This window comes from Mycobacterium appelbergii (genome assembly GCF_032883035.1).
Classification (GTDB): Bacteria; Actinomycetota; Actinomycetes; order Mycobacteriales; family Mycobacteriaceae; genus Mycobacterium; species Mycobacterium appelbergii.
On sequence record NZ_JAMQTH010000005.1, the window covers coordinates 163,379 to 187,562 of the forward strand.

The following is a 24,184-nucleotide window of genomic DNA, read 5'->3' on the forward strand; positions in this document are numbered from 1 at the left end:
CCGTTCTTCCTTCCTGAAATGTTGAACAGTGGCGTGGAGCTGTTATACCTTGCGGGACTTGAGCTTCCGACGACGTCCGATGGCGGCGGTGAGCAGGCCGCCCGCTGCGGCCGCGAGTGCGCCGATCCGGATGGCCGGGGGGATGTCGGCGACGCCGACCTCGATCCGGGCCGGCCAGGTGCCCATGCGGCCCTCGGCGACCAGGTGTGTGCCCTCGATGCGGATTCGTTCGAAGGTGTAGGGGAATTCTCCTACCGGAGACGTCACTTTCATTGGGGCAGTCCGATCCTGGGGGTGACTGGGGTATGGGTGAGCTGGTTGTTGGCATGCGCGAGGGCCTGGTGCGCCGCCCGGATTCCGAGCCGGCCCGGTGGCTCATGCTCATCGGCCACGCGTTGTGCGTAGACGGCCGGCGCGTCGTCGAGGATCGCTCCGTCGATGTTGCGGTACGGAACTGGAGCTGTTCCGAGGATGAGGCAGTCACACTCGAGATAAGTTATGCCACTGGCCGATTCGATGGAGACGCCGGTGATCCGGGGCATGCCGTGGGTGGCGACCAGCCGTGTGCCGGCATCGATCGCCACCACCGACGTCGCCGGCCCCAGCTCTGCGATGCACTCGTCAGACCAGTGCGATCCGGTGGCGACCACGACGTTGTCGCCAAGGTGCACCTGCTGTTTGAGCAGATGCAGCGCAAGGGTGGCAGGGACGACGCCGGCGCAGCGGTCGCCGTTGATGCCGAGTTCGGTGCGGGTGGACGGCCGGTGTCCGGTGGCGACGACCAATGAGTCGGCGGCCATGACGCCGCCGTGTTCACCGATCGCGAGCAGCTGATCGCCTTCCCATCGGATCACCTGGGTGCCTGCACGAAACCGCACGCCGTTCCTGTGCGCTCGACGGACCATGCGGCGGTGTTCGGGGTCCTCCCAATGCTCGCCCCCCGGGACGGGCAGCCGCTCGTAGACGGTCACGTCGGCGGAGTCGCTGAGGGTGACGGCGGTATGCAGCCCGGCCAGGCCGGACCCGGCTACGGCGATACGCAGTCTGGTCATCGCGCACCGCCCTGCCACTGTGAGCCGGGTTCACCCTGGTGGATCTCCCCGGGTTGCTCCCCGGTGGCTGCCGACAGGATGAAGCTGACGCCGACCGAGCAGTACGCGCCCTGGCAGCGTCCGGCCATCGCGCGGGTCCGCTTGCGGATCCCGTCCAGCGAGGTGGCCGGAACCGGGCCGCGGCATTCGGCGGCGATCTCGGCCGCGGTGACGTGTTCGCACGCACACACGACCATGGGGTGCTCATCGGGCGCCGTCGACGGGCGGCAGGCGAAGCGGCGCGCCGCGTCATCGGTGGCGCACTCGGCCAGGCGGGGCAGGGCGGGGATCGCTGTTCCGGCGTCTGGCCGAGGGGTCAACTCGATGATGTTGCGATTGATGAGGTCACCGACGTACCGCGCCACCGCCGGCGCCGACGACACGCCCGTGGATCGGATTCCCGCCGCGTGCACCAGGTTTGGCACCTTCGGTGAGACTTCGAGACGATAGGTGGTATCGCTGGCCGGTCGCAGACCGGAAAAGGCCTTGGTGACGTAGCGGCGATCGATGTCGGGCAGCAGCCGTTGGGCCCGCTCCCACACCGATTCGAGGGTGTCGGCGTCGGTGCTCTTGTCGGCGCGGTCCTCCCCGTCCACCGCGGTGGGTCCGACGAGCACGGTGCGGTTCGTGGTCGGCACCGCGTAGATCCCACGGGTATGTGGGGTGGGTGCGGTGCACATGATCTTGGGGACCAGGTGCCCCACCGCGCGGTCCAGCAACAGGAACTGCCCTTTGCGCGGCCACATCGTGAAGGACTCGGCGTCCGCGGCATCGGTGATCCGGTCGGCGTTGACCCCCGCGGCATTCACGACTGCGCCCACCGATACCACGCCGGTCGGCGTGACGACGTGGCTGATCTCGCCGGACGCGTGATGCCAGAATCCGGCGACCGGGGCGGAGCGCCGCAGCTCCACACCGTTGGCCACAGCGAGTTTGGCGAGGCCGATGGTCAGGCGGATGGGATCGATGATGGCCTCTGCCGGCACGTGCAGGGCCTGCACCGCGGTGGGTGCAGCGGTTTCGGCTTCCCGGCGCAGCGCGGCGCCGGAGAGGAATTCGGTGTCGACGCCGGCGTCGGCAGCCTGGGCGGCGAGCCGCTGCAAGGACTGCGCGTCGTCGTCATCGAACGCCAGCGACAACGCCCCGATGCGACGGAACGGCACGTCCAAGGCTCGACAGAGACTTTCCCAGTCGGGGCTGGACTCCCGAATCAATTGTGATTCAAGGCTTCCCGCCGGCATATCGTAGCCGCTGCAGGCAATGGCGGAGTTGGCCTTACTCGCACCTTCGGCGACGTCGTGCGCGGCCTCGAACCAGACCACGCGCACGGCGTGGCGGGACAGTTCGGCGGCGATGGCCGCCCCGATGACGCCCGCGCCGATGACCGCGATGTCGTAATGCTGTGTGCTCATCAAATCCGTTCCTCGGGCCGCCGTTGGGCGGCGGTAATCAGCGCGGGTGGCTCCAGCGCGGGCGTTGCTTCGACGAACGCACGCCACCGGTCCCGCTCGAGTTCGCGTTGATGCTCGGTGAGGGTCGGCTCGACGGTGCAGCTGAATCGGGCCCGGGCCGCCAGTCCGGCGAGGTCCAGTTCACCGGCACCGATGGCGGCCAGTCCGGCCACGCCTGCCGCGGTGTTGTCGTGGTGATCGGCGACCGCGATGGGGCGGCCGCACAGGTCGGCTTGCCGTTGCATGAGCACCCGGTTGGCGCTCAGTCCGCCGTCGGCACGCAGCGTCGCCCGCGTCCCGAGTTCGGCGTCGATGGAGTCGACGACGTCGGCGACGCGGTGCGCGATTCCGTCGACGACGGCGAACGCCAGGTCTTCCCTGCCCGTGGAGGCGCGCAGGCCCGCGAGCACGCCAGCTGCCTCGGGTCGCCACCACGGCGCACCGATTCCGGTGAAGCTGGGCAGAAAGAGTGGATGTTGCATGCGCAGGTCGTGGTTTCCGACCGCTGTGGAGGCGGCCGCCAGCGCTGCGACCGCTGAGGCGTCTCCGGCAAGTCCGAGGCTGACCAGCCAGTCCACGGCGGTCGCGGCGCAGAAGACGCCACCTTCGATGGCCCACGCCTTGGGTTCACCGGGGACGGTCCATCCGTAGGTCGGCATCAGACCGTGCCCCGGGCGACGCGGCCGGGCCCCGACATTGGTGTCGATGAAACACCCTGTGCCATAGGTGATCTTGGTGTCACCCGGGGCTATCGCACCGAGAGCCGCGAGCGCGGCGAGCTGGTCGACCGCGTTCGCGTACAGCGGCGCTCCCAGCGTGGTCGGCAGCGGATCGGGCAGGACCGTATCGACGATCTGGGGAAGCAGGGTGATATCTACGCCGAACGCGGCGGCAGTTGCCGCGTCGAAACACAGATCGTCGAGCGCCATCAACTGTGTGCGGCTGGCCGTGGACGGATCGGTGAGATACGCCCCGCCCGTCAGCCGATGGATGAAGAACGCGTCGAGGGTGCCGATGGCCAGGGTGCCTGCGGCCGCGGCAGCGGTGACCGCAGGCAGGTTGAGCAGTGCCCACGCGATCCGCGCCGCGGAGTAGTAGGGATCCAGGCGTAACCCGGTGACCTCCTCGATCCGCGGTGCCGCCGAGGTCGCCAGCACGTCGTCGACGATCGGGCCTGCGCGCCGGTCTGACCACAAGATCGCCGGTGAGAGCGGTTCGCCGGTACGGCGATCGAACGCGATGATCGATTCACCCTGGTTGGCCAGGCCGATCCCGGCGAGTTCGGCGCCGGGCACGGCGGCGACGGCTTCCCGCAGGGTTTCCTCGATGGCCTCGACGAGTGCGTCGCCATCTTGTTCATCCCAGCCTGGCCGGGGATGCGTGGTCAGGGATGCTCGCCGCGCGGTCGCGACGCACCGGCCGGAGTCGTCATACAGATTGGTGCGGGTGCTCGTCGTGCCTTGGTCGATGCCCGCCCACACCCGGGTCACCGAGCCGTGACGCGTCGGCGCAGCCGTCTGATGCGCATCCATACGAAGTCCTCCACAACGAGCGAGCGATCGCACGATAAGATCATAAACGATCACATTCAGCAATAATTTGATCGTTATTGATCGGGATAGAGTGTGTGCGTGGCCGACCAACATGCCGAGGAGCGCTACGCGCACCTGCTGGAGCTGCTCTCTCGTCAACAGTTCGCGTCGATCGACGACATGCAACGTGCGACCAACGCCAGCGCGCCCACCATCCGCCGCGATCTGGCACTGCTGGAAAAGCGCGGTCTCATCAAGCGTGTCCGCGGCGGTGCGTCGCTGACCTCGGCATCGAGCACGCTGGACGAAGCGTTCGAGTTACGCCGCATGCGGAACGCCCGGGAGAAAGGTGCGATCGCACTGGCCGCGGCCGGGCTTGTCGAGCCGCGGTCGTCGCTACTGCTCAACGACGGCAGCACCACACTAGCCCTGGCCGAGGAGCTGGTCTCCCAGGCGCAACCACTGTGGGTGGCCACCACCGGGCTCAACATCGGCGAACGATTGGCCAGCCTGTCGGTGCTCGAGGTGGTCGTGATCGGTGGCGCGCTGCGGGGTTCCTCGTTCGGCACCGTCGGCCCGCTGGCCACTGCAGCGCTGTCTCAGTTGACCGTCGACACCACTTTTCTCGGTTGCGACGGGCTCGATCCCGAACTGGGGGCGCGCTTCAACGGCCTGCCCGATGCCGAGGTCGCCGCAGCGATGGCCCGGCAGGGCCGACGCGTCGTGGTGCTCGCCGACGGCGCGAAGATCGGGCACCGTTCCCGCGCCGGAACACTGGGCTGGTCCGAAATCGATGTGCTGGTAACCAATCAACTCAGCGACGAGTGGCAGGAACAGCTGCGTGCCGCCGAGGTCGAAGTGATTCAGACCTAAGCTCAGCGCGCGGGGGGCTCAGCGCGCATTCAAACCCGACCGCCAGGCGGGTCCGAGTCTCCGCGCAGCAGCTCGTCCGGGTGATGGGCGTGGTTGATAGCAGGTGGCGTGGTGCCGTCGGTCCAGGCGAGCCGCCCGGTCTCGCTGACCACGGTGCGGAGGTGACCGTCAGTGACCCGCGCATGGTCGGGCCCACACGCGAAGAACAGCTTGTCCGCATCGGTGGCGCCGTCCGGAGTCCAGTCGGGACTGTGGTGAACCTCGCTGTGATAACCGGGTTCCCGACAATTTGGCCGCGTGCAACCGCCGTCGCGGGCGTAGCAGATGATGCGCTGGTCCACAGTGGCGATCCGCTTTTGGCGACCGAGATACAGGGGCCGCTCGGTGTGGTTCTCGAACACCGCCAGATAGTGGATGGCGCCGTCGGCCGCCATCCTGATCAGGTCGCGCATCGGCAGCGCAGTGTCACCGCCGGTGCGGGCCGGCGGTGGCATCGGTATGTCTGCATTGGTGACGGCGTGGGCGGCCTGATCGAGTTCAGCCAAGGTGGTCCGGACGATCACCGTGACCGGGTGGCCACGGTGTCGACCCAACTCGCCGGAGGCGAGGCCGGCTTTCAGACCGAGCTTGATCCCGTCGTGGCAGCGCTGTGAGGCGGTGCGCTCGTCACGCACCTCGGCCAACGTGCCATCGGGCAGGTGTCGACCGGGCCGCACAGCGGCGGTGGACGCCTCGACATAGCAGCGGGTCTCCGGGTCAATCCACCCCCATACCCGCGACATTCCGTCCGGGCCTTGCGGGCCGAGCTGTACTCCGCGGCGACGGGCCCGGTCGGATTCGTCGTAAACGCCGTCGGGATTGAAGATCTCGTCGATGTGCTGACCGGCGGCCTTGACGATCTCGGCGTCATTCTTGGCGGCCTCACCCACCAGACTGGCTTCCACGTCAGCTCGATCCGCGGTGGACACACACGAGGGCAGCCGATCCATCGCCCGGCAGATCACGGCCAGGTGATCCTCACCGAGCGTGCCGGATTCGAGGCCCTCGGCGACCAGCGGAAGCTCGGGCGGAGCCGGCGGGCCGACCAGTTGCCTACGCGGACGCAGCCGCGCGGCCATCTTCATGCGGCGCTTGATCTCCTTGGGCGGGATGCGCAGGCGTGCCCACAGCCGGTCGGCGAGGACAGGGGCCACGCCCACCTCGTCGGGCGGGTCGGCCATCTCGCCGAACACCCGGTACATAAGGCCGCGGTTGGTCCGCTCCTGTGCCTCCAGCCGTTCGGCCAATTCGACGCGGAACGCATTGCCCACCTCATCGGAGCACAACTCCCGCATCTCTTCGTAGGCAGCATCCACCTGATCAGCGAGCGCGCAGAACTTCTCGCGCGCTACCGCACCGGTGATGTATTGCCCCATACCGCAACGCTATCCAACAGCCGCACCGAAAACAGGCCCGCCGAACCCACACCGCGCAATATGGGGATGAAACAACGATTGTGGATAACCCGGCCGCCGCAGCCATGCGAGAAGCACAATCTGTCGGTGCCATGTGGTAGGCCGCGAAAGCCCTCGACATGCGCGTGTGTGTCGAGTACACCAATGACATGCCGGATCCGACCAACGACGTCTGGGAAGTGCTGTCCACCGCCCGATCGATCCGCCGATTCACCGACGAGCCGATCGATGACGCGACGCTCGACGACTGCCTCGAGGCGGCGACGTGGGCGCCCAACGGTGCGAACGCGCAGCTGTGGCGCTTCATCGTGCTCGACGCGCCCGAACAACGCCGCGCGGTCGCCGAAGCGGCCAGGATGGCGCTGGAGAAAATCGAATCGATCTACGGTATGAGCAGGCCGACCGACGATGATCAGAGCCGCGCGGCGCGCAACAACCGCGCCACCTACGAACTGCACGATCGCGCCGGTCAGTACACGTCAATCTTGTTCACCGCGTACAAGACTGAGTTCGCATCCGAGTATCTGCAGGGCGGATCGATCTATCCCGCCATGCAGAACTTCTATCTCGCGGCCCGCGCCCACGGATTGGGTGCCTGCTTCACCAGTTGGGCGTCCTACGGCGGTGAGCAGGTACTCCGCGACGCGATCGGCATTCCGGACGAGTGGTTCCTGGCCGGGCATGCGGTGATCGGCTGGCCGCGTGGGCACCATGGTCCCGTTCGCCGGCGCCCCATCACCGACGTGGTGTTCCGTAACCGCTGGGATCCTCAGCGCGCCGACATCGCCCACGGCCGAGGTGCCCGACCCAAACGCGGCTGACTGGGGCTACCGTCGAGGGATGCGCACTGTCATTGCTGTTGTGCTCGGCATCGTGGGTGTGTTCGTCGGCCTTTCCGGACTCCTGTTCGCGTTGCAGGGGTTCGGGTTCGTCGGCGGAAGCCCGATGAGCAACACCACCACCTGGTCGATCCTCGGCCCGATCATCCTGCTGATCGGCGTCGCGATCGCGTTGGCCGGGTGGCGGATGAACAAGACGTAGATGAACTAGACCTGGAAGTCTTGCCAACCCATTGGTGAGTGAATACTCTCTCACCTATGTCCGCCTCGGGGCGCGAGCGCCTCCTGGCCGCTGCGCTGAAGCTCTTCGCCGCCAAGGGCTACGCGGCGACATCGGTGGCCGAGATCCAGCTGGCTTCCGGTCTCGCGCCGGGATCCGGCGCCCTCTACAAGCATTTCGGCTCCAAGCGTGAGCTGCTCGAAGCAGCGGTGACCCATCGGATCGACAGCATCGTGACGGCCCGCGAGCAGTACGACTCCGAGAAGGTGCAGACCGTCGAACAGGCGGTCCGCACCGCCGGCGAGCTGATCTGGAACAACCTCACCCAAAGTGAAGAGTTGATCCGGGTCATGATGCGCGAGCCTGATGAACTCGGCGAACTCGACCACAAGAGTTGGCAGGTCATCACCGACAACGCCTACCAACGGTTCGCCGACGAGCTCACCGCGTCCAATCGTGCCGGCCGCACCCACATTCCCGATCCCGAGGCGACGGCCGCGGTCGCGATCGCCTCCCTGTCGTACGCCGCCACGTTGCGGGCCCTGACCGGCCGGTCGCCCGGCAATGTCGACGACGACCGCTTCTTCGAGGCCTGGGTCCTGCAGACGGTCAGCGTTCTCCACCACCAGACTGAAACCCACTGATCACCAATCTATTTCAGGAGCGAAGTGACCTTCTCACTACAACTGAGCGACGACGTCATCGAGGTGCGCGACTGGGTGCACCGATTCGCGGCCGAAGTCGTCCGCCCGGCAGCGTCCGAATGGGACGAGCGCGAGGAAACCCCCTGGCCCGTCATCCAGGAGGCCGCCAAGGTGGGCCTCTACTCCCCCGAACTGTTCGCGCAGCAGGCCGCCGAACCGACCGGACTGGGCATGCTCACGGTGTTCGAGGAGCTGTTCTGGGGTGACGCGGGCATCGCGCTGTCGATCCTGGGCACTGGCCTGGCCGCAGCTGCCCTGGCAGGCAACGGAACTCCCGAGCAACTGGGCCGCTGGCTGCCGGAAATGTTCGGGACAGCCGGCGAGCCCAAGCTGGGCGCCTTCTGCTCCTCGGAGCCCGACGCGGGGTCTGACGTAGGCGCCATCCGCACCAGGGCGCGGTATGACGAGGCGACCCGCGAATGGGTGCTCAACGGCACCAAAACCTGGGCCACCAACGGCGGAATCGCCAACGTGCACATCGTGGTCGCGTCGGTCTATCCCGAACTCGGCTCACGCGGGCAGGCGACATTCATCATCCCGCCCGACACCCACGGTCTCGTGCAAGGGCAGAAATTCAAGAAGCACGGCATCCGCGCCTCGCACACCGCCGAAGTCGTGCTGGACAACGTGCGCCTGTCCGAGGACCTGATCCTCGGCGGCAGGGAGAAATTCGAGGACCGGATCGCGCGCGTCAAGTCCGGCGCCGCGACCGGCGGCCAGGCTGCGATGAAGACCTTCGAACGCACGCGCCCCAGCGTCGGCGCCATGGCCATCGGTGTGGCCCGCGCCGCCTACGAGTACGCCCTCGACTATGCCTGCCAGCGCGAACAATTCGGCCGCAAGATCGGTGAGTTCCAAGCCGTTGCCTTCAAACTCGCCGACATGAAGAGCCGGATCGACGCGGCCCGGCTACTGGTGTGGCGGGCCGGGTGGATGGCGCGTAATAACCAGAGCTTCGACAACGCGGAAGGCTCGATGGCCAAACTCGTGGCCAGCGAGACCGCGGTGTACGTCACCGATGAGGCGATCCAGATCCTCGGTGGCAACGGGTACACCCGCGACTATCCGGTCGAGCGGATGCACCGCGACGCAAAGATCTTCACGATCTTCGAGGGCACCAGCGAGATTCAGCGGCTGGTGATATCGCGGGCCATCACCGGCTTGTCGATTCGGTAATGCGGGTGCTCAGTCCAGACCGCGGGCGCTGAGCGCCTCGGCGAAGCCGTCGGCGGTACGCAGCGCGTTGACCACCACGGGCGTGACCACGATGCGGGGTGAGAAGCGCAAACCCCTTGCGCGGCGGGCCTCCTCGACCTGGCGCACAGTCTCGATCATCAGGGGGATCGACCGGATGGCCAGGGCCAGTGCCATGGCGACCTGTTCGACGGGGACGCCGACCCTGGCCAGCGGCCGCATGCCCCGGGTCATCGCCGCCAGCATGTCGGTGGTGCGGGTGGTCGAGGTGACCACCGCTGCCAGCGCCACCGACAGCAACAGCGTTCCGCACACCACGAGCGCGCGGTGCCAATCGGTGAACAGCAATTGGAAACCGAAGATGAACAAGACCACCCAGAGCACCGGGCGCAGCTGGGTGACGACGCTGCGGGCACCGAGGCGCGCGACGGCGATGATCGCCACGACACCCACGGCGGCCACACCGAGCCGGGTGGGCGAGTCGACCAAGACGGACATCACCGCGATCACCGCACCCAGCGCCAGCAGTTTGACCCCGGCCGGCATCCGGTGCAGCAGAGAGCTTCCCGGTTGATAAACCCCCAGCACGGTCATGCCATGAGCCTTCGGTAGGCCGAGAGAGCGGCCGACGGCGCATCGTCTGCTGCGATCTTTCCCTCTTCGAGGACGATGACACGGTCGAAGTCCTCGACCAGGTCCAGGTCATGGGTCACCACGATGAGCTGGTTGTCCAGCGTCGCGAAGGCCGTGCGCAGCATCCGGGAGTTGCGCACGTCGAGCAGCGTCGTCGGTTCATCGGCCACCACGATGCCCGGTTCGGTGACCAGGACCGTCGCCAACGCCAGCAACTGTTTCTGACCACCCGAGAGCAGATGCGCCGGATGATCCGCATGATCGGTCAGGCCGAACCGGTCCAGCACCCGACGCGTGCGATCGGTGCGCTCGTCGCGGCTCAGGCCGTGACGCGACAACGAGAGTTCGATGTCCTCGGCGACGGTCGGCATCAGGATCTGACGATCCGGGTCGGTGAAGACGAAGCCGACGTTGCGGCGGACCTTGCGGACGGATCGCCGGGTATCGAGGCCGTGGACGCGCACTGCACCGCGATCGGGGAGCACCAGCCCGTTGACCATGCGCGCAAGCGTCGACTTGCCGCTGCCGTTCGCGCCGAGGACACCGATCCGGCGCTCGGTGAGGGTGAGCGAAATGTCGCGTAGCACCGGGCGTTCCCCGAATGCGTGCGTGACGCCGTCGAAGACGACGCCGGCCTGCTCGTCGTCAGCCATCGGCCACACCGGCACGGCGCCATCGCCACGGCGCGATGAGACCAGGCCGCGCGCGGTGCACCTGCGCGGCCACAAACGCGGTCATCACTGCTTTGGCGATGTCGCCGACCACATAGATTCCGTTCGTCGACAGCGCGGCCCACCAGGACATGTCGGTCCGCAACATCAACCCGATCGTGCCGAAGACGTAGATCACCGCCATGCCGCCGACCACGTTGATCACGATTCCCCACAGGACCGAATACCGGGGCATCATCACCGCCGTGCAGGCGCCGATCAGCAGCACCGCGGGCAGCCAGCCGACAAAGAACCCGGCGGTCGGCGAGGCCAGCGACACCAACCCCGTGCGGCCGCCGGCCAGGATGGGCAGACCGGCCAGCGCCAGGATCGCGAACAGTCCGACGGCGAATGCCCCCTTGCGAGCGCCGAGGATCGACCCGGCCAGCATCACTCCGAGCGTCTGCAGTGTGATCGGGACCCCGGTGGGACCGATCGTCATGGTGCCGGGAAGGCCGAGGGCGGCGATCAGTGCGGCGAAGACAGCGGCCTGGGTCAGATCCGCCTTCGTGTGCATTCGGCAAATTATGGTCGCCGGTCCCGGATCGCCTAAATCGGCCGGTACAGAGTGTAAGAACCGTCACAAGATCACTTACATGTTGAGCGCTCGCCTGCCTCGTCGGCGACCCCAGGCTTAGGCCATCGTCCCGACGTCAATGGAGGAAATCACCGTGAACGCGTCGAGCACCAACGCTGTTGCTCACCGCCGCTCCCACCCCGCGCCCCTCGACCCTGTGCAACTCGAGAGCCTGACCGGCGATGCCGTCATGGTCAGCCTGGAGCGCGCCGAGGATGACGGCCGGCTGCGACTCGCGCTGGCCGCAGCCCATCCGGTACCGCTGCGCAGGATGCTGCCCGCGCTGCAGAGCATGGATCTCGAAGTACTCCAGGAGCAGACGGACACCTGGGCGCCCGCCGGCGAGCGCGTGTGCCACCTCTATCACCTGGTGCTCCAGGCCGGAAGCGATGCCGCCGACGAGCTTGCCCGCGGGCGCACTGACACCGAAACCCGCATCTGCGATACGTTCCAGGCAATCTGGGCCGGACGCGCGGAAGCCGACGGGTTCAACGCGCTGATCCTGCGTGCCGCCCTGGACTGGCGTCAGGTCTGCGTGCTCCGCAGCTACAGTCGCTATCTGCGCCAGCTGCCGCTGCCGTACGGCCAAGGCCGTATCCAGCGAGTGCTGTTGGACAACCCCGCGGCTACGCAAGCCCTGGTGGCGCTGTTCGAAGCCCGCTTCGACCACACGGAGCAGCCTGCCGGCAGCCCCAAACGCGTCGCCCGCATCGCTGAGGCCGAAGCACACCTGGACGCGCAGATCGACGAGGTCCTGCATATCGACGCCGACCGCATCCTTCGGGCGTACCGCGGCCTCATCAACGCCACGGTCCGCACAAATGCCTGCGCCCCCGGCGCCTTGAGCGCCGCTACGCCGTATCTGGTGCACAAACTGCACGCACAGCAGATCGAAGAACTGCCCCACCCACGGCCGGTGTCCGAGATCTTCGTGTACGCCCCGGAATTCGAGGGTCTGCATCTTCGATTCGGGCTCGTCGCGCGCGGCGGCCTGCGCTGGTCGGACCGACACGACGACTACCGCACCGAGGTCCTCGGACTCGTCAAGGCTCAGGCAGTGAAGAACGCGATGATCGTTCCGGCCGGCGCCAAAGGGGTTTTCGTCGTCAAATCGGGTGGATCCGGTGAGACCGCGCACGCCAGAGCACTCCGCTGCTATACCCAGTTCATCGCAGCGCTGCTCGACGTCGTCGACAACACGGCCCGCTCCGATGATCAACCCGGCTACGGCGGTGTGGTCTGCCACGACGGGTCAGATCCGTACCTGGTGGTGGCCGCCGACAAAGGGACCGCGAGATTCTCCGACAGTGCCAACGCCGTGGCGCTGCGGCGCGGCTACTGGCTGGGCGACGCATTCGCCTCGGGAGGCTCGGCGGGCTATGACCACAAGGCCATGGCCATCACTGCACGGGGCGCCTGGGTCAGCGGGGACACCCATCTCGCCGAACTCGGAATAGCCAGCGACACGGACCGTTTCACGGCCGTCGGCGTCGGCGATATGAGCGGTGACGTGTTCGGTAACGGCATGCTGCTGCGCCGGGGTCTGACACTCGTCGCCGCCTTCGACCACCGTCACATCTTCATCGATCCCCGACCCGATGCCGAGCAGGCGTACGCCGAGCGACGCCGGTTGTTCGACCAGCCCCAATCATGCTGGGACGATTACGACCGCGCGCTGATCAGCGAAGGCGGCGGCGTGTGGTCCCGGACCGCCAAGACCATCTCCACGACACCACAGGTGCGCGCCGCCCTCGGCCTGGCGGATACCGACCGGACCGTCACACCGAATCAGCTGATCAGCCACATTCTGCGGGCCCCTGTCGATCTGCTGTTCAACGGCGGTGTCGGCACCTACATCAAGGCCTCCGATGAACAGCATGCCGACGTCGCCGACAAGGTCAACGATGCCGTTCGCGTCGACGCCGACGGGGTGCGGGCCCGGGTGATCGTCGAGGGTGGCAACCTCGGCGTCTCACCCCGCGCCCGTATCGAATTCGCCCGCCGTGGCGGTCTGATCAACACCGACGCCATCGATAACGCCGCAGGCGTCGACTGCTCCGACCATGAGGTCAACATCAAGGTGCTGCTCGATGCGGCTGCCCAGGCGGTGCCGATGTCTCACCATGCGCGCAACCAGTTGCTCGCCGACATGACCGACGAGGTAACCCATCTCGTCCTGGCCAACAATGTGGCGCACAACCGGCTGCTCAGTGACGCACGGTTCAATGCCGCCCAGATGGTCGATGTACACGCCCGCATGACAGGCGACCTCGAGCGACGTCGGGGCCTGCATCGCGAGCGGGAGAACCTGCCGAGCCCCGCCGGCTTCACCGACCTGACAAAGTCCGGTCGCGGACTGACCGCACCACAGTTGGCCACGTTGATGGCGCATGTCAAACTCGATCTGAAAGCTGACCTGCTGGACAGCGAAACGTTCGACGACCCGTATTTCGCGGCGACGGTGTCCACGTACTTCCCCCCGACGTTGCGGCGTCGTCTGGGCGAACCCTTGCCCGACCATCCGCTGCGGCGCGAGATCATCACCACCTCGCTCGTCAACCGGGTGCTGGCGACCTCGGGCCTGACCTATGCGTACCGGCTGGCCGACGAAACCGGTGCCACGGCAAGCGATATCGTCCGTGCGCACGCCATCGTCTCCGATGTCTTCGCCCTGGACACCCTGTGGTCCGACATCCACGCCGCAGGTCTCTCGCCGGCGCTCACCAACACCCTGATCATCGAAGGGCGACGACTCCTCGACAGGGCCTCACGCTGGTTTCTGCTCAACCGTCCGCAACCGCTGGACGTCGACGCGGAGATCATCCGGTTCGGTCACGGGATCGCAGCACTGCGAGGTCAGCTCGCGACGATGCTGCGCGGCAACGAACGCGCCGCCGTAGCCAACACCCGAAACGACCTTGCCGAGCGCGGCGTACCGGCCACCATCGCCGGATACATCAGCGAATCCCTCTACGCATTCAGCCTTCTCGATATCATCGAGATCGCCCACCTCCACGGCGAGGACGCCACGCAACTGGCCGGAATCTACTTCGAACTGTCCGATCACCTCGGAGTGGACAGCCTGCTGCTGGCCGTCTCATCTCTGCCCCGTGGGGCGCGGTGGCACTCGCTGGCGAGGGTGGCGCTGCGCGAAGACCTCTACCGCTCCCTGCGCGATCTGACCCTCGATGTGAGCAGGCGGGTCGCATCACCCGCCGATGTTGCCGACACCATCGAAGAATTCGAGGCCTACAACCGGCCGCGTCTGGACCGGGCCAGGCGGACGCTGGAAGAATTCCTCAACACCGAGGACCCCGATCTGGCGGTGCTGTCCGTGGCGTCGGCACAACTACGCCGACTCTCCGGTGCACAGGTGTGAGCCTCACAGGCCTTGCGATGAGGACAGGGCGACCTCGGCGTCGATGAAACCGCCCAGCGCGGCGGCGACGGCGTCGGGTTGTTCGTCCGGGATGAAGTGCCCCGCCGCCGGCACGATGACCCCGGTGACGTTGTCGGCCCACGGCCTGAGGGATGCGGCCATGTCGGGGATGGAGCCGTCGCTGCCGGAGATCCCGAGAACCGGCAGCGTCAGGTGTTTCTGTTCGAGGATTTCGTGGTTCTTCTGCGCCGATTCCGCGGCGTCGCGGTAGTAGGCCAGGGCGGCGCGGAGTCCGCCGTCGGCGGCCAGGGCCGCGGCGTATCCGTCGATCTCGGCGTCGTCGAAGGTGTCGGCGGAATACGTCTTGGTCTTCAGGAACCAGCTGGTGTACTCGCGTTCGCGGCCTGCGAGCAGGGTCTCGGGCAAGTCAGGCACCAGATGGAATGCGAAATGCCATGTCTTCCATGCTTGCGCGGGATCGGTAGGGATCGCGGCGGGAAGTGTGATGCCCGGTATCCCTGCGTCGAGCAGGGCAACCCCATTCAATTCGCTCTCGTGTTTCAGCGCGAGAGAGAAGCCGACCCACGCGCCGATGTCATGGGCGGCCAGCCAGTATGCCGGAGCCCCAAGTGCTTTCACCGCCGCGTGAACGTACTCGGCGACCGTGTGCGTGTCGTAGTGCCCGTCCGGGCGTTCGGAGTGGCCTTGGCCGGGTAGGTCGACGGCGATGACATGGAACCGGTCGGCCAGACCTGCCATCACCTTTCGCCATGCCCACCAGGTCTGCGGGAATCCGGCGAGCAGCACGATGACCGGACCGCCCGGCGTACCGCCCTCGACGGTATGAACGCGGACCCCGTCCGCGTCGACCCAACGGTGGCTGAACCCGGCCAGGTGCTGCAGTGGCAGCTCGGGCACCGGGTTGTCGCAGACGGCTATGAGAGATGCACGGTCGGTCATGTTTACCTCCATCGATGTGGGCGCCGAAACACCGCCCGCTGCCAGCCTAACCATCTTGAACCAATTAGTTCAAGATAGTATGTGGCATGGCAGGTAAGAAGCAGTTCGACGTCGACACGGCCCTCGATGCCGCGATGGTTCAGTTCTGGCGGTCCGGCTACGCCGATACCTCGGTGGACGACTTGTCCCGGGCAACCGGGCTCAACCGCAGTTCCATCTACTCGTCCTTTGGTGACAAAGACTCGCTTTTCACGCGGTGCCTGCAGCGGTACTCCACGCGCTACGGAGAGCGGTACGACACCGCGTTGTCCGACGCCGCCCATCAACCACTCGCCGCGTTACGTGCGTTCTTCGAGGTCACCCTCGAACGCATCGCAGACCCTGACGTGCCCGACGGATGCCTGGTAGCCCAGACGGTCATGGCGACGCCGGTCCTGAGCCCGAACGTCGTCGACCGCGCTCAGGAGGCGGTCAGCCTCCAGCAGGCCCGGCTACACGCCGCACTGCGGGCCGGCGGCCTGCCCGACCCCGTTGCCCAGAATTTCGCCCACCACGTTGCTGCCGTGAACCATGCCCTTGCCGTCATGAGCAGAAGCGGGACGAGCCCGGCTCAGCTGCGGGTCATCGTCGACGTGACACTCGATGCCCTTGCGCAGGCGCTCCGCGCGAACAGCTGAGGGACACCGTCACAGCCCTTGCAGCTGCGACAGGGTCAGGTGTGCGATCCAGAAGTAGATCATCAGCCCGGTGCCGTCGACGATCGTCGCGATCAGCGGGGCTGACACCACCGCCGGGTCGATCCGCAGCTTCTTGAGCACCGGCGGCAGAATCGATGCGACGAACGCCGACCACAGCACGATCGCGCCCACGGTGAGGGACACGGTGAGCGTCACCTCCGCGCCGACACCCAGGGTCCACGCCCGAATGATCGCCGCAGTGGCCATGGTCAACGCGATCAACACCCCCGTCGACAGCTCCTTGGCCAGCACCGCGGGCACGTCGCGCAGCCGCACCTGACCGGTCGCCATCGCACGCACCAACGTGGTGGTGATCTGGGTGCCGGTGTTACCGCCCGTCCCGATCAGCAACGGGATGAAGAAGGCCAGCGCCACCACTGCCTCCATTTCGTCCTCGAAGGCTCTCAACACCGTTCCGGTGTAGGCCTCGGCCACGAACAGCAACAGCAGCCAACCGATGCGCTTGCGCCACAACAGCCACGGCGATGCACGCAGGTACGGCACCTCCAAGGGCTCCGAACCACCCTGGCGCTCAGCGTCTTCGGTGGCTTCCTCCTCTGCGATGTCGCCGGCGGTGTTCTCGGTGAGGATCCCCAGCAGCCGACCGTCAGAGTCGACGACAGGCACCGCCACCAGGTTGTAATCCATCAGCGCCAGCGCGGCGTCCTCCTGGTCCGTCAGCGGGGAAACCGAGAGTATGTCCTCGTTCATCAGCGGCGAGACCGTCTGCCCGGCGTCGGCGAGCACCAGGTCACGGAACGCGATGACGCCGAGCAGATGCAGATCGGGGTCGGTGACGTAAACATATGCGCCCGAACGGGAGTCGCTGCGAAGCGTCGTCGCATCCGTACGCAATACGGCCACCGCCTCGGCCACGGTCATCCCGGGACGCACAGTGAGCGCCTCGGGAATCATGTGGGCCGCAACGGAGTCCTCGGGCCAGGTCAGCAGGCCCCGCAACGCGATGGCGCGTTCGGGCGGCATCGCTGAGAGCACCTCCTCGCGGAACGCGTTCTTGATTTCCCGCAGGACATCGGCGGCATGGTCGGTGTCGAGGGCATCCAGCAACCGGGCCGCGTCGGTCGGCGCCATCGCATCCAGGGATCTGCCGGCCAGGTCGTCATCAACCGACTCGAACAACTCGACCGCACCATCAGCATCGAGCGTCTCACCGAGCCGGCGCAGTTCCTCGCGCGACAACCTGGCCAGCTGGCTGCTGCGTTCGACCGCAATCGGTACGGATTTCAGCCACTGGGCCGCGGCTTGGGAACTGTCCAGCGCAGCTCGGATGTCGGTGTCGCTTGAAGTCCTGGCCATGCATATCCCCTTTCGACCGCGAACAGGGTAGCCCTCGCAAACGACCAGACCGCGCTGCCGAGCGCGGCCCAAGTCTCGGTGACCGGGACTGGACCTTGTCCGTGGAGCCACGGTGAGTTCACCTTCAGCTGTCCGCACGAACGAACAGGAAGTGTTCAATGAATGATCCTTCTCATCCCGACGCATCTGACATCGGCCCGGTGGGTCGCCGGCGCCGTGGTGCGGCGTGGAGATACCTCGGTGTCGCCCTGGCCTCGTTCGCGCTTCTCATGGCAGCCGCGATTCCGGCCGCTGCGGCCGAACTGATGAGGGTGACGTTCGTGCGTCACGCCGAATCGGCAGGCAACGCCTCCGGTTTGATCGACACCTCGACACCCGGCCCGGTTCTCACCTCGAAGGGCCAGCAACAGGCCAAGGACGTCGCCGACCTGTTGGGCGACAACAACTACGACGCCATCTATGCATCGACGATGGTGCGGACGCAGCTGACGGCAGCACCGATGTCGCAATATCTGGGCCTGCCCATTCAGGTGCTGCCCGGACTGCAGGAGATCGAGGCGGGTGTCTTCGAGGGGACACCGGAGGCTGACGCCGCGGGCGGATACGGGCTGTATCCGATCGGGTGGACGTTTCCGGGCGTCATCCCACAGATACCGGTGGAGTATTTCAACAAAGGTACGAAGATGCCGGGTACCAACCTCGACGGGTACGCGTTCGACGCCCGAGTCGACGGTGCGCTGCAGACCATCTATGACAACGGCGATCGCAACGCGGTCGTGTTCTCGCACGGCGGCACCATCATGTTCTGGACGATGATGAATGTGCAGAACCTCACCGTGATGGAGAAGCTCCAGCTGCTGCAGACCGCCCAGTTGGACAACACCGATTACGTCGTCGTCGAGGGCAACAACGAGGACGGCTGGACATTGGTGAACTGGAACGGCAAAGAGTTCGCCCCCGAGCCCACGCTCGGCGCAGAGGTGAAGCTCCAGGCCCGCACGTTGAAGCGGCAGCTCGCGGCTGCCGCGCAGCAGGTCACCGACGCGTTCGCGACGCGGGACCTCGCGACGATTGCGACCGCGGTCAACCGCAGTATCGCCGACGCCAGCTACTCGGTCGTCAAGTTCCGGCGTGCGGTGACCGCCAAGGTCATCCACGAAATCGACCAGGCGATTCCGGATTCGCAGGCACCGTCATCGTCCGACGTTCCGGCGGTCAAGCCGGAGGCCGACGCCGTGCAGGAACTGAAGGCCCCGGTGACAGACCCCACGCCGAGCATCGACCGGAAGTCGAAGGCACTCGCGGTGTCCAAGACGTCGCCGATCAAGGCGGATACGACGGCCAACGGTGCGACCGATCTGACCAATGGCAACAAGGCGGCGCCCGGCAAGCCGGCGACCAGCTCTGTTGCGCCTGGCCGACGGGTGCAGGAAGCGGTGAAGGATATGAGCGATAACGTCGCGACCGCTGTGCAGAAGCTCGGGGACACGGTCAAGAAGCTCACCGGCGCCAAGACCACCAAACCCGGCGACACTGACAAATCGGACACCACCAAGTCCGCCGGCGCCGGCGGCGCGGGCGACACCGGCAGTTCACAACGGGATGCCGCGTGAGCTAGCGACGCGGAATTCCACGACCGGTCCCTTCACTGCAGGTGGAGGGGCCGGTCGTGGTGTGAGATGGTGTCGGTGGAGTCGACCTGTGGAGGCGGTCTTGCAGCGGTCTGCCAGTGGTAGCGCATCTGATGTCGCGACATCGATGGTGGCCCGGGTCGCGCTGATCATGAACTCGTTCGACGAGCCCGGCACGCTGCTGCGACTCGACCAGGTGGTCACCCGCACCGGACTGCCCCGCTCATCCGTTCATCGCATACTCACCCAGCTTCACGCGGCGGACCTGCTGCAACACCGTCCGGACGGTTACCGCCTGGCCGCCTCACCCATGCCCGTGAACCGCATGGTCGACCATTCGCAGTTGCGCGGCGTGGCGTCCCGTGTGCTCGGCCGGCTTCACGCCGATACCGCGCTCGTGGTGCACCTGGGGGTGCTGCTCGGCGCCGATGTGGTCTACCTCGACAAGGTGTCGGGCGGTGACGACACCGTGGTGCCGACGCGCGTCGCGGGGCGCACACCCGCGCATGCCAGCGCATTGGGAAAGGCGATGTTGGCACTGCTGCCCGCCGAGGAAGTGGACACGGTCGTCGCAGACCCACTCCGTAAATGCACACCGGCAACGATCGGCGACCTGCCCACCTTGCATCAGGAGCTGGCGCGGATCCGGTCGCGGCACGGGTTGGCCTATGACGACCAGGAGCTTGCGGTCGGGTTGTCCAGTGTCGCGGCGCCGATCCGACTTGCCGACCGTCAGTTGGCGGGGCTGTCGCTGACCGGCGCGGTTCCCATCCATCGGCTGCAGCGGCTGGCGCCGTTCCTCACGCGCGCGGCACGGGGCATATCGGAGCACGTCGGCAGTACGGAGTCCGGCGCGGTACGCAATCAGGCCGACCCGGTGACTGTCACCGACGATATGCTCTCGCGGGTGCTTCGGACGTTGTCCTCCGACGACTGGGTGTAGTCACCAGATCAGATGGTCGACATCGAGGCCGAACGCAAACCTGCCCGCCACCGACAGCACCTGCTCGACATTGCTCGCGACATGCATGCGGGCGGTCTGCACGTCGCGCCACACACGTTCCCGCAGATTCTCATCAGGGTCGTAGGCCTGGCTCTGTAGCACCACCTCGATGGCCTGCACCGCGCGCTCGCATGCCATCACCTGGTCCCGACGCGTTCGCAGCATCAACTCGGCGTCCGGATATGCCTCTGCGCGAACGCATTCCATGAGATCACCCACGTTGCGGCGGATCTGGAGCACCGACAGGTCGACGTCGGTGCGGGCCATGGCCAGTGCGGTCGTCGCTTCTGGTAGCTGCGCCGCCAGCAGGCGCTGCGCCGCGCCGATCAGCGGCATGGTCCCAGCCAGCGTGTACAGCGTCGGTTGCGGAAGCCGGTCCAGCGCAGGCACGCTGCTGTCCAGCCTCAGATCGAGCCAGCTGAACGCGCGGTGCTCGGGCACGAACGCCCTGGAGACGACGACATCGTCGGCGCCGATTCCCCGTAATCCCAGCCCGTTCCAGATCGGCTCGACAACATAGTCGGTGCGCGGCACGAGAACGGCCATGAAGTCCTGGGCAGCGCCGTCGGGCCCGACGCGTAATGCGGCGGCGCTCAGCCAGGCCGCGTGGTGGGCGCCGGTGCACCGGCTCCACCGACCGGACAGCCAGAACCCGCCGTCGGCCCGTTCGAGCCGTCCGGTCGGTGCGTACGACGAACACAGCAGGGCGCGGGCGTCAGATCCCCAGATTTCCTGTAGTACACGCTGATCACGTACGGAGAGCCCCCAGTTGTTCACCCCCAGCCAGCCGGCCAACCAGCCAGTGGACATGCAGGCTGAGGACAGCTCGCGGGTTGCGGTCAGGTACTCGTCCGGCTCGGCCTCCACGCCGCCGAACAGCCTGGGCTGCAACAACGAAAAGTACCCTGCGTCGTGGAGGTCCGTGAGCACTCGCGAATCCACGAATCCGTTGCGATCGACGTCGGCCGCCGCGGCGGCGATCGACGGCAGTAACGATCGGACCGCGGCGAGCACGGTCTGCGAAGTACTCTCCGTCATAGCTGCCCATCTCGTGCCACGATCATGCATACCACCCGGCATCACCCGAGGAAGTGGATATGACTGAGCCGACCAGCCGGCCCGTCGTCGTGCGCGACGTACTCGACGCGATGCCAGCGGAATCGACTGCAGCAGTGCAGGGTTCGGCAATCGGCCGGATACTGCAACCACGTCGGCACGGTGGCTTCGACGTGGGCGCTACCGAGTTTGTCTCGGTGGTCTACAAGCTTGCCGAGCGCGACGGATCCCTCGGCTGGCTGGCTGCCGTGTTCAATGCGGCCGCCCATGAAGTGGCGGGACTGCCGGAACACGTGGCCGACGCGGTGTGGGGCGCAGCCCCTGATGCCCTGGTCGCGACCAGCCCTCGCGCCGGCGGCAGTGCCGTTCATGACGGTCACCTGACCGGTCGATGGGAAACGGTCGTCGGAGCCGAACACGCTGATTGGTTGCTACTACCCACCGACCGTGGCCGGGTACTGGTGCCGCGTAGCGGAGCCCGCATCGATCCCGCGACCGGCCGAAGCGGTCTCGGTGCCGCGGGCATCGGCGCTGTGACGGTCTCCCGGCTACCGGTTGACGAGCGACACATCTTCACCAGCCGTCCCGACCAGATGGCCGTGATCGCGGGAGCCGGCGCAGCGGCCGCCGTGGTGGGGTCGGCCGACGGTGTATGGCACAAACACGTCGACCAGGTACGCGCACGGCTGGCCACCTCACACGGCGGTGACCAGGTCACCGACGAAGCGGCGGCACAGGTGGCCCGGGCGGCCTCCGACATCGACGCCGCGAAACTTCAGGTCACCATGTCGGTAGGGCTGGCCGACCCGGCCGCGGCGCGAAGCGCCCATCAGCAAGCCGTCGCCAGAGCGCGGGGCGCGGCCGACCACCTCCTCGGAAGCAGCCGCCACGCACTGAACGCGTCGGACCCCGTCACCCGGATGTGGAGCGATGTGCATGCCGGTTGCCGACTGGTCCTGGACGCTCAGCCGCGACGCTGACAGGATCCCATCCGGACCCGGGCTCCACGGTTTTCGCAAGTTTGCGGGAGGCAATCTGAAAGCGCCGGACGCGGCCACGGCCCTACTCTGGGGCGGCGTCAAACGAATAGCGGCGTGAGATGCGCATATCCGGTCGCCCCACTGATCTCCACCGGGGCGACCGGATTTTGCGTTACGCAAGAATGTCTGTGATGGCTTCACCGGTGTGGGATGGAACACGTGCGCGCAGTCCGCGCACGATGCTGTCCAATGCCACCACCTCAGCGGGGGGCATCGACTTCCGGTTCGTCTCCGAGCAGATCTCAGCGCCGACCGACTGGTGCTTCGAAGAGTCCCACCACGTCGTCGTCGTGCACCGCAGCGGCAGGCTGCAGTCCATGGAGATCGAGTTCGATCGCGGCCCATCGGGCCGAACCGTGCCCCAGGTCGGCGATGTGTGGGTGATACCGGCAGAACACCGGTATGCCGCGCTGGCCCAGGGACACACCGTGCAGTTCTGTGAACTCAGCATTCCGACCGCTGTGCTGGCCGACCGGGAACTCGCGCCACGCACCAGGCATCGCGATCCACTCGTGCACCAGCTGGTCGAACGCGTCAGCGCCGTCGGCAGACGTGGTGACGTCACCGCGCGACTGCTGACCGAATCGCTCGCCGAAACGTTGCGACTACATCTCGTCGATCAGTTCACCCACACTCGCGCCCGCCCACAGCGTCGCGCAGTCCTCGACGGGCTGACACGGGCCAGGCTGAGGGAGTATCTGGAACACAGCCTTGACTCGGAGATTTCGATCGCGGGTCTCGCCGAACTCGCCGACATGACAGTCGCTGAGTTGTCGGCAGCCTTCACCGCGACCTTTCACACCACGCCGTACCAGTTCGTGCTTGACCGCCGAATGCAACGCGCCAAGGCCCTGTTGGCCACCACGGCCATGTCGGTCACGGAAATCAGTATGGCTGTGGGTTTTTCAACTCCCAGCCACTTTGCCACCACGTTCAAGAACCGGGTCGGTATGTCCCCCAGCACCTATCGTCGCTACGCGTGACCACTGCCCCGCCAAGCGTGAGGCCGATCCGGTCAGCGGCAGGGGCCCGCCGGTTCCCAGGTTCGCATCGCGAAGTCCAGCGCGTCGTTGCAAAGAGCATTCACCGGGACCCGCGTTTGGCCCTCGCGGTGGCGCATGCCATCCAAGAGGATCGCGACATAACGGCGCCAAAGGTTGGCGTCGACGTGGCAGGAGAATTCGCTGACGGTGCCGGCCAGGAGCCCGAAGATCGGCATGTCCGTGGGCGACAGGTCCGCACGCAGATGACCGTCCTTCTGCGCTCGATCAACAAGTCTCGTCAGCACGGGAACCAGCCGCTCCTGGGCCGCGTGAACGCGGTCGCCGCCGTAGGCCTTGCTGAACGCGATCTCCCGCAATCCCCGGTCGGTCGCGGTGATCTCGCACATCTGCTCGACGTACCACGCGAACCCCTGCCATGAATCTTCTTGCTGCAGTGCGGATTCGGCCAGCGCGGCGAGCTGTTCCAAACCGTCCACGAAGATCGCTTCCAGCAGTTCCTCCTTCGAGGCGAAGCGCCGGTACACGGTGCCCACCCCCACTCCGGCGTGGTGCGCGACGTCATTCAGGCTGGGCTCCAGACCCTTCGCCGCGAACAGGTCGCGCGCCGCATCCAGGACACGTTTCCGATTGCGCTCGGCATCCTTACGCAACGGTCGACCGCTCGTCTCACACGCACTCATGGGACCGAGTGTAATGACGCTAACACCACAAGTGGATTGACCTCATCCACTTACCCCCGTTAGCTTGTCTCATTAGCACTTAGCCTCCCACCGCACCTG

General features: G+C 66.5%; 23 protein-coding genes. 11 read left to right on the plus strand and 12 right to left on the minus strand.

Annotated elements, in window-relative coordinates:
- Positions 1–42 precede the first annotated feature (42 nt).
- Genes M1247_RS13215 through M1247_RS13230 form a run of 4 tightly spaced genes read right to left on the minus strand, consistent with a single transcriptional unit; the run spans position 43 to position 4,074 of the window.
- A complete protein-coding gene (locus M1247_RS13215) occupies positions 43–273 on the minus strand; it encodes a hypothetical protein (protein WP_317156797.1) in 231 nt (76 codons plus the stop codon).
- Entirely contained in the window at positions 270–1,052 is a 783-nt protein-coding gene (locus tag M1247_RS13220) for an FAD-dependent oxidoreductase (RefSeq protein WP_317156798.1), read from the minus strand. The genes M1247_RS13215 and M1247_RS13220 overlap by 4 nt, the downstream gene beginning before the upstream one ends.
- Positions 1,049–2,503, minus strand: a complete 1,455-nt coding sequence (locus tag M1247_RS13225) for an NAD(P)/FAD-dependent oxidoreductase (protein WP_317156799.1) — start codon at positions 2,501–2,503, stop codon at positions 1,049–1,051. The genes M1247_RS13220 and M1247_RS13225 overlap by 4 nt, the downstream gene beginning before the upstream one ends.
- Positions 2,503–4,074, minus strand: coding sequence for an FGGY family carbohydrate kinase (locus M1247_RS13230; RefSeq protein ID WP_317156800.1), 1,572 nt, complete (start codon positions 4,072–4,074; stop codon positions 2,503–2,505). Before M1247_RS13230 ends, M1247_RS13225 begins: the two co-directional genes overlap by 1 nt.
- A 99-nt stretch (positions 4,075–4,173) precedes the next feature.
- On the opposite strand from M1247_RS13230, the gene M1247_RS13235 reads away from it, so the two are divergent.
- Positions 4,174–4,947 carry a DeoR/GlpR family DNA-binding transcription regulator gene (locus M1247_RS13235; protein ID WP_317156801.1) on the plus strand — a complete coding sequence of 258 codons (774 nt, stop codon included), beginning with the start codon at positions 4,174–4,176 and terminating at the stop codon, positions 4,945–4,947.
- 29 nt (positions 4,948–4,976) lie between these two features.
- On the opposite strand, the gene M1247_RS13240 is transcribed toward M1247_RS13235, so the two are convergent.
- Positions 4,977–6,362 (minus strand): 13E12 repeat family protein, encoded by a 1,386-nt coding sequence (locus M1247_RS13240; protein ID WP_317156802.1) that lies wholly within the window; start codon positions 6,360–6,362, stop codon positions 4,977–4,979.
- A 188-nt stretch (positions 6,363–6,550) separates the two neighbouring features.
- Here M1247_RS13240 and M1247_RS13245 point away from each other — a divergent pair, with 188 nt between their 5' ends.
- Genes M1247_RS13245 through M1247_RS13260 form a run of 4 tightly spaced genes read left to right on the plus strand, consistent with a single transcriptional unit; the run spans position 6,551 to position 9,340 of the window.
- Positions 6,551–7,222: a nitroreductase family protein gene (locus tag M1247_RS13245; protein WP_317156803.1), complete on the plus strand. Its 672-nt coding sequence runs from the start codon at positions 6,551–6,553 to the stop codon at positions 7,220–7,222.
- Between the two features lie 19 nt (positions 7,223–7,241).
- Complete coding sequence (locus M1247_RS13250) at positions 7,242–7,442, plus strand: hypothetical protein (protein ID WP_317156804.1); 201 nt, start codon at positions 7,242–7,244, stop codon at positions 7,440–7,442.
- Positions 7,443–7,498: 56 nt separating this feature from the next.
- Positions 7,499–8,104, plus strand: coding sequence for a TetR/AcrR family transcriptional regulator (locus M1247_RS13255; RefSeq protein WP_317156805.1), 606 nt, complete (start codon positions 7,499–7,501; stop codon positions 8,102–8,104).
- A 24-nt stretch (positions 8,105–8,128) separates the two neighbouring features.
- Positions 8,129–9,340 (plus strand): acyl-CoA dehydrogenase family protein, encoded by a 1,212-nt coding sequence (locus tag M1247_RS13260; protein ID WP_317156806.1) that lies wholly within the window; start codon positions 8,129–8,131, stop codon positions 9,338–9,340.
- Positions 9,341–9,349: 9 nt separating this feature from the next.
- On the opposite strand, the gene M1247_RS13265 is transcribed toward M1247_RS13260, so the two are convergent.
- Genes M1247_RS13265 through M1247_RS13275 form a run of 3 tightly spaced genes read right to left on the minus strand, consistent with a single transcriptional unit; the run spans position 9,350 to position 11,218 of the window.
- The gene (locus M1247_RS13265) at positions 9,350–9,952 is read right to left on the minus strand and encodes an energy-coupling factor transporter transmembrane component T family protein (protein WP_317156807.1); all 603 of its coding nucleotides are present in this window, start codon (positions 9,950–9,952) and stop codon (positions 9,350–9,352) included.
- The gene (locus tag M1247_RS13270) at positions 9,949–10,644 is read right to left on the minus strand and encodes an energy-coupling factor ABC transporter ATP-binding protein (protein WP_317156808.1); all 696 of its coding nucleotides are present in this window, start codon (positions 10,642–10,644) and stop codon (positions 9,949–9,951) included. The genes M1247_RS13265 and M1247_RS13270 overlap by 4 nt, the downstream gene beginning before the upstream one ends.
- On the minus strand, positions 10,637–11,218 hold the full coding sequence (locus M1247_RS13275; protein ID WP_317156809.1) for a biotin transporter BioY: 582 nt from the start codon (positions 11,216–11,218) through the stop codon (positions 10,637–10,639). The genes M1247_RS13270 and M1247_RS13275 overlap by 8 nt, the downstream gene beginning before the upstream one ends.
- 154 nt (positions 11,219–11,372) lie before the next feature.
- Between M1247_RS13275 and M1247_RS13280 the strand changes: the two genes are divergently transcribed.
- Entirely contained in the window at positions 11,373–14,657 is a 3,285-nt protein-coding gene (locus M1247_RS13280; RefSeq protein ID WP_317156810.1) for an NAD-glutamate dehydrogenase domain-containing protein, read from the plus strand.
- 3 nt (positions 14,658–14,660) lie between these two features.
- Here M1247_RS13280 and M1247_RS13285 read toward each other — a convergent pair whose 3' ends face one another.
- Entirely contained in the window at positions 14,661–15,617 is a 957-nt protein-coding gene (locus M1247_RS13285; RefSeq protein ID WP_317156811.1) for an alpha/beta fold hydrolase, read from the minus strand.
- A gap of 86 nt (positions 15,618–15,703) precedes the next feature.
- Between M1247_RS13285 and M1247_RS13290 the strand changes: the two genes are divergently transcribed.
- The gene (locus tag M1247_RS13290; RefSeq protein ID WP_317156812.1) at positions 15,704–16,294 is read left to right on the plus strand and encodes a TetR/AcrR family transcriptional regulator; all 591 of its coding nucleotides are present in this window, start codon (positions 15,704–15,706) and stop codon (positions 16,292–16,294) included.
- A gap of 9 nt (positions 16,295–16,303) precedes the next feature.
- Here the strand turns inward: M1247_RS13290 and mgtE are convergent, their stop codons facing one another.
- Positions 16,304–17,671, minus strand: a complete 1,368-nt coding sequence (gene mgtE, locus M1247_RS13295) for a magnesium transporter (RefSeq protein ID WP_317156813.1) — start codon at positions 17,669–17,671, stop codon at positions 16,304–16,306.
- Positions 17,672–17,829: 158 nt separating this feature from the next.
- Between mgtE and M1247_RS13300 the strand changes: the two genes are divergently transcribed.
- Entirely contained in the window at positions 17,830–19,284 is a 1,455-nt protein-coding gene (locus tag M1247_RS13300) for a histidine phosphatase family protein (RefSeq protein WP_317156814.1), read from the plus strand.
- 88 nt (positions 19,285–19,372) lie between these two features.
- Positions 19,373–20,245, plus strand: a complete 873-nt coding sequence (locus M1247_RS13305) for an IclR family transcriptional regulator (protein ID WP_317156815.1) — start codon at positions 19,373–19,375, stop codon at positions 20,243–20,245.
- Here M1247_RS13305 and M1247_RS13310 read toward each other — a convergent pair whose 3' ends face one another.
- Positions 20,246–21,343: an acyl-CoA dehydrogenase family protein gene (locus M1247_RS13310; RefSeq protein WP_317156816.1), complete on the minus strand. Its 1,098-nt coding sequence runs from the start codon at positions 21,341–21,343 to the stop codon at positions 20,246–20,248.
- 59 nt (positions 21,344–21,402) lie between these two features.
- Between M1247_RS13310 and M1247_RS13315 the strand changes: the two genes are divergently transcribed.
- Positions 21,403–22,341, plus strand: a complete 939-nt coding sequence (locus M1247_RS13315) for an acyl-CoA dehydrogenase family protein (RefSeq protein ID WP_317156817.1) — start codon at positions 21,403–21,405, stop codon at positions 22,339–22,341.
- A gap of 191 nt (positions 22,342–22,532) precedes the next feature.
- The gene (locus tag M1247_RS13320) at positions 22,533–23,384 is read left to right on the plus strand and encodes a helix-turn-helix transcriptional regulator (protein ID WP_317156818.1); all 852 of its coding nucleotides are present in this window, start codon (positions 22,533–22,535) and stop codon (positions 23,382–23,384) included.
- A 32-nt stretch (positions 23,385–23,416) separates the two neighbouring features.
- Here M1247_RS13320 and M1247_RS13325 read toward each other — a convergent pair whose 3' ends face one another.
- Positions 23,417–24,085: a TetR/AcrR family transcriptional regulator gene (locus tag M1247_RS13325; protein WP_317156819.1), complete on the minus strand. Its 669-nt coding sequence runs from the start codon at positions 24,083–24,085 to the stop codon at positions 23,417–23,419.
- Positions 24,086–24,184 lie beyond the last annotated feature (99 nt).

Bases quoted from the DNA above. Each gene is read 5' to 3' on its own strand.
- M1247_RS13240 (WP_317156802.1), bottom strand. From the start codon at position 6,362: ATGGGGCAATACATCACCGGTGCGGTAGCGCGCGAGAAGTTCTGCGCG.
- M1247_RS13230 (WP_317156800.1), bottom strand. From the start codon at position 4,074: ATGGATGCGCATCAGACGGCTGCGCCGACGCGTCACGGCTCGGTGACC.
- M1247_RS13270 (WP_317156808.1), bottom strand. From the start codon at position 10,644: ATGGCTGACGACGAGCAGGCCGGCGTCGTCTTCGACGGCGTCACGCAC.
- M1247_RS13245 (WP_317156803.1), top strand. From the start codon at position 6,551: ATGCCGGATCCGACCAACGACGTCTGGGAAGTGCTGTCCACCGCCCGA.
- M1247_RS13275 (WP_317156809.1), bottom strand. From the start codon at position 11,218: ATGCACACGAAGGCGGATCTGACCCAGGCCGCTGTCTTCGCCGCACTG.
- M1247_RS13250 (WP_317156804.1), top strand. From the start codon at position 7,242: ATGCGCACTGTCATTGCTGTTGTGCTCGGCATCGTGGGTGTGTTCGTC.
- M1247_RS13265 (WP_317156807.1), bottom strand. From the start codon at position 9,952: ATGACCGTGCTGGGGGTTTATCAACCGGGAAGCTCTCTGCTGCACCGG.
- mgtE (WP_317156813.1), bottom strand. From the start codon at position 17,671: ATGGCCAGGACTTCAAGCGACACCGACATCCGAGCTGCGCTGGACAGT.
- M1247_RS13285 (WP_317156811.1), bottom strand. From the start codon at position 15,617: ATGACCGACCGTGCATCTCTCATAGCCGTCTGCGACAACCCGGTGCCC.
- M1247_RS13310 (WP_317156816.1), bottom strand. From the start codon at position 21,343: ATGACGGAGAGTACTTCGCAGACCGTGCTCGCCGCGGTCCGATCGTTA.
- M1247_RS13320 (WP_317156818.1), top strand. From the start codon at position 22,533: ATGGCTTCACCGGTGTGGGATGGAACACGTGCGCGCAGTCCGCGCACG.
- M1247_RS13290 (WP_317156812.1), top strand. From the start codon at position 15,704: ATGGCAGGTAAGAAGCAGTTCGACGTCGACACGGCCCTCGATGCCGCG.
- M1247_RS13215 (WP_317156797.1), bottom strand. From the start codon at position 273: ATGAAAGTGACGTCTCCGGTAGGAGAATTCCCCTACACCTTCGAACGA.
- M1247_RS13300 (WP_317156814.1), top strand. From the start codon at position 17,830: ATGAATGATCCTTCTCATCCCGACGCATCTGACATCGGCCCGGTGGGT.
- M1247_RS13220 (WP_317156798.1), bottom strand. From the start codon at position 1,052: ATGACCAGACTGCGTATCGCCGTAGCCGGGTCCGGCCTGGCCGGGCTG.
- M1247_RS13325 (WP_317156819.1), bottom strand. From the start codon at position 24,085: ATGAGTGCGTGTGAGACGAGCGGTCGACCGTTGCGTAAGGATGCCGAG.
- M1247_RS13315 (WP_317156817.1), top strand. From the start codon at position 21,403: ATGACTGAGCCGACCAGCCGGCCCGTCGTCGTGCGCGACGTACTCGAC.
- M1247_RS13225 (WP_317156799.1), bottom strand. From the start codon at position 2,503: ATGAGCACACAGCATTACGACATCGCGGTCATCGGCGCGGGCGTCATC.
- M1247_RS13255 (WP_317156805.1), top strand. From the start codon at position 7,499: ATGTCCGCCTCGGGGCGCGAGCGCCTCCTGGCCGCTGCGCTGAAGCTC.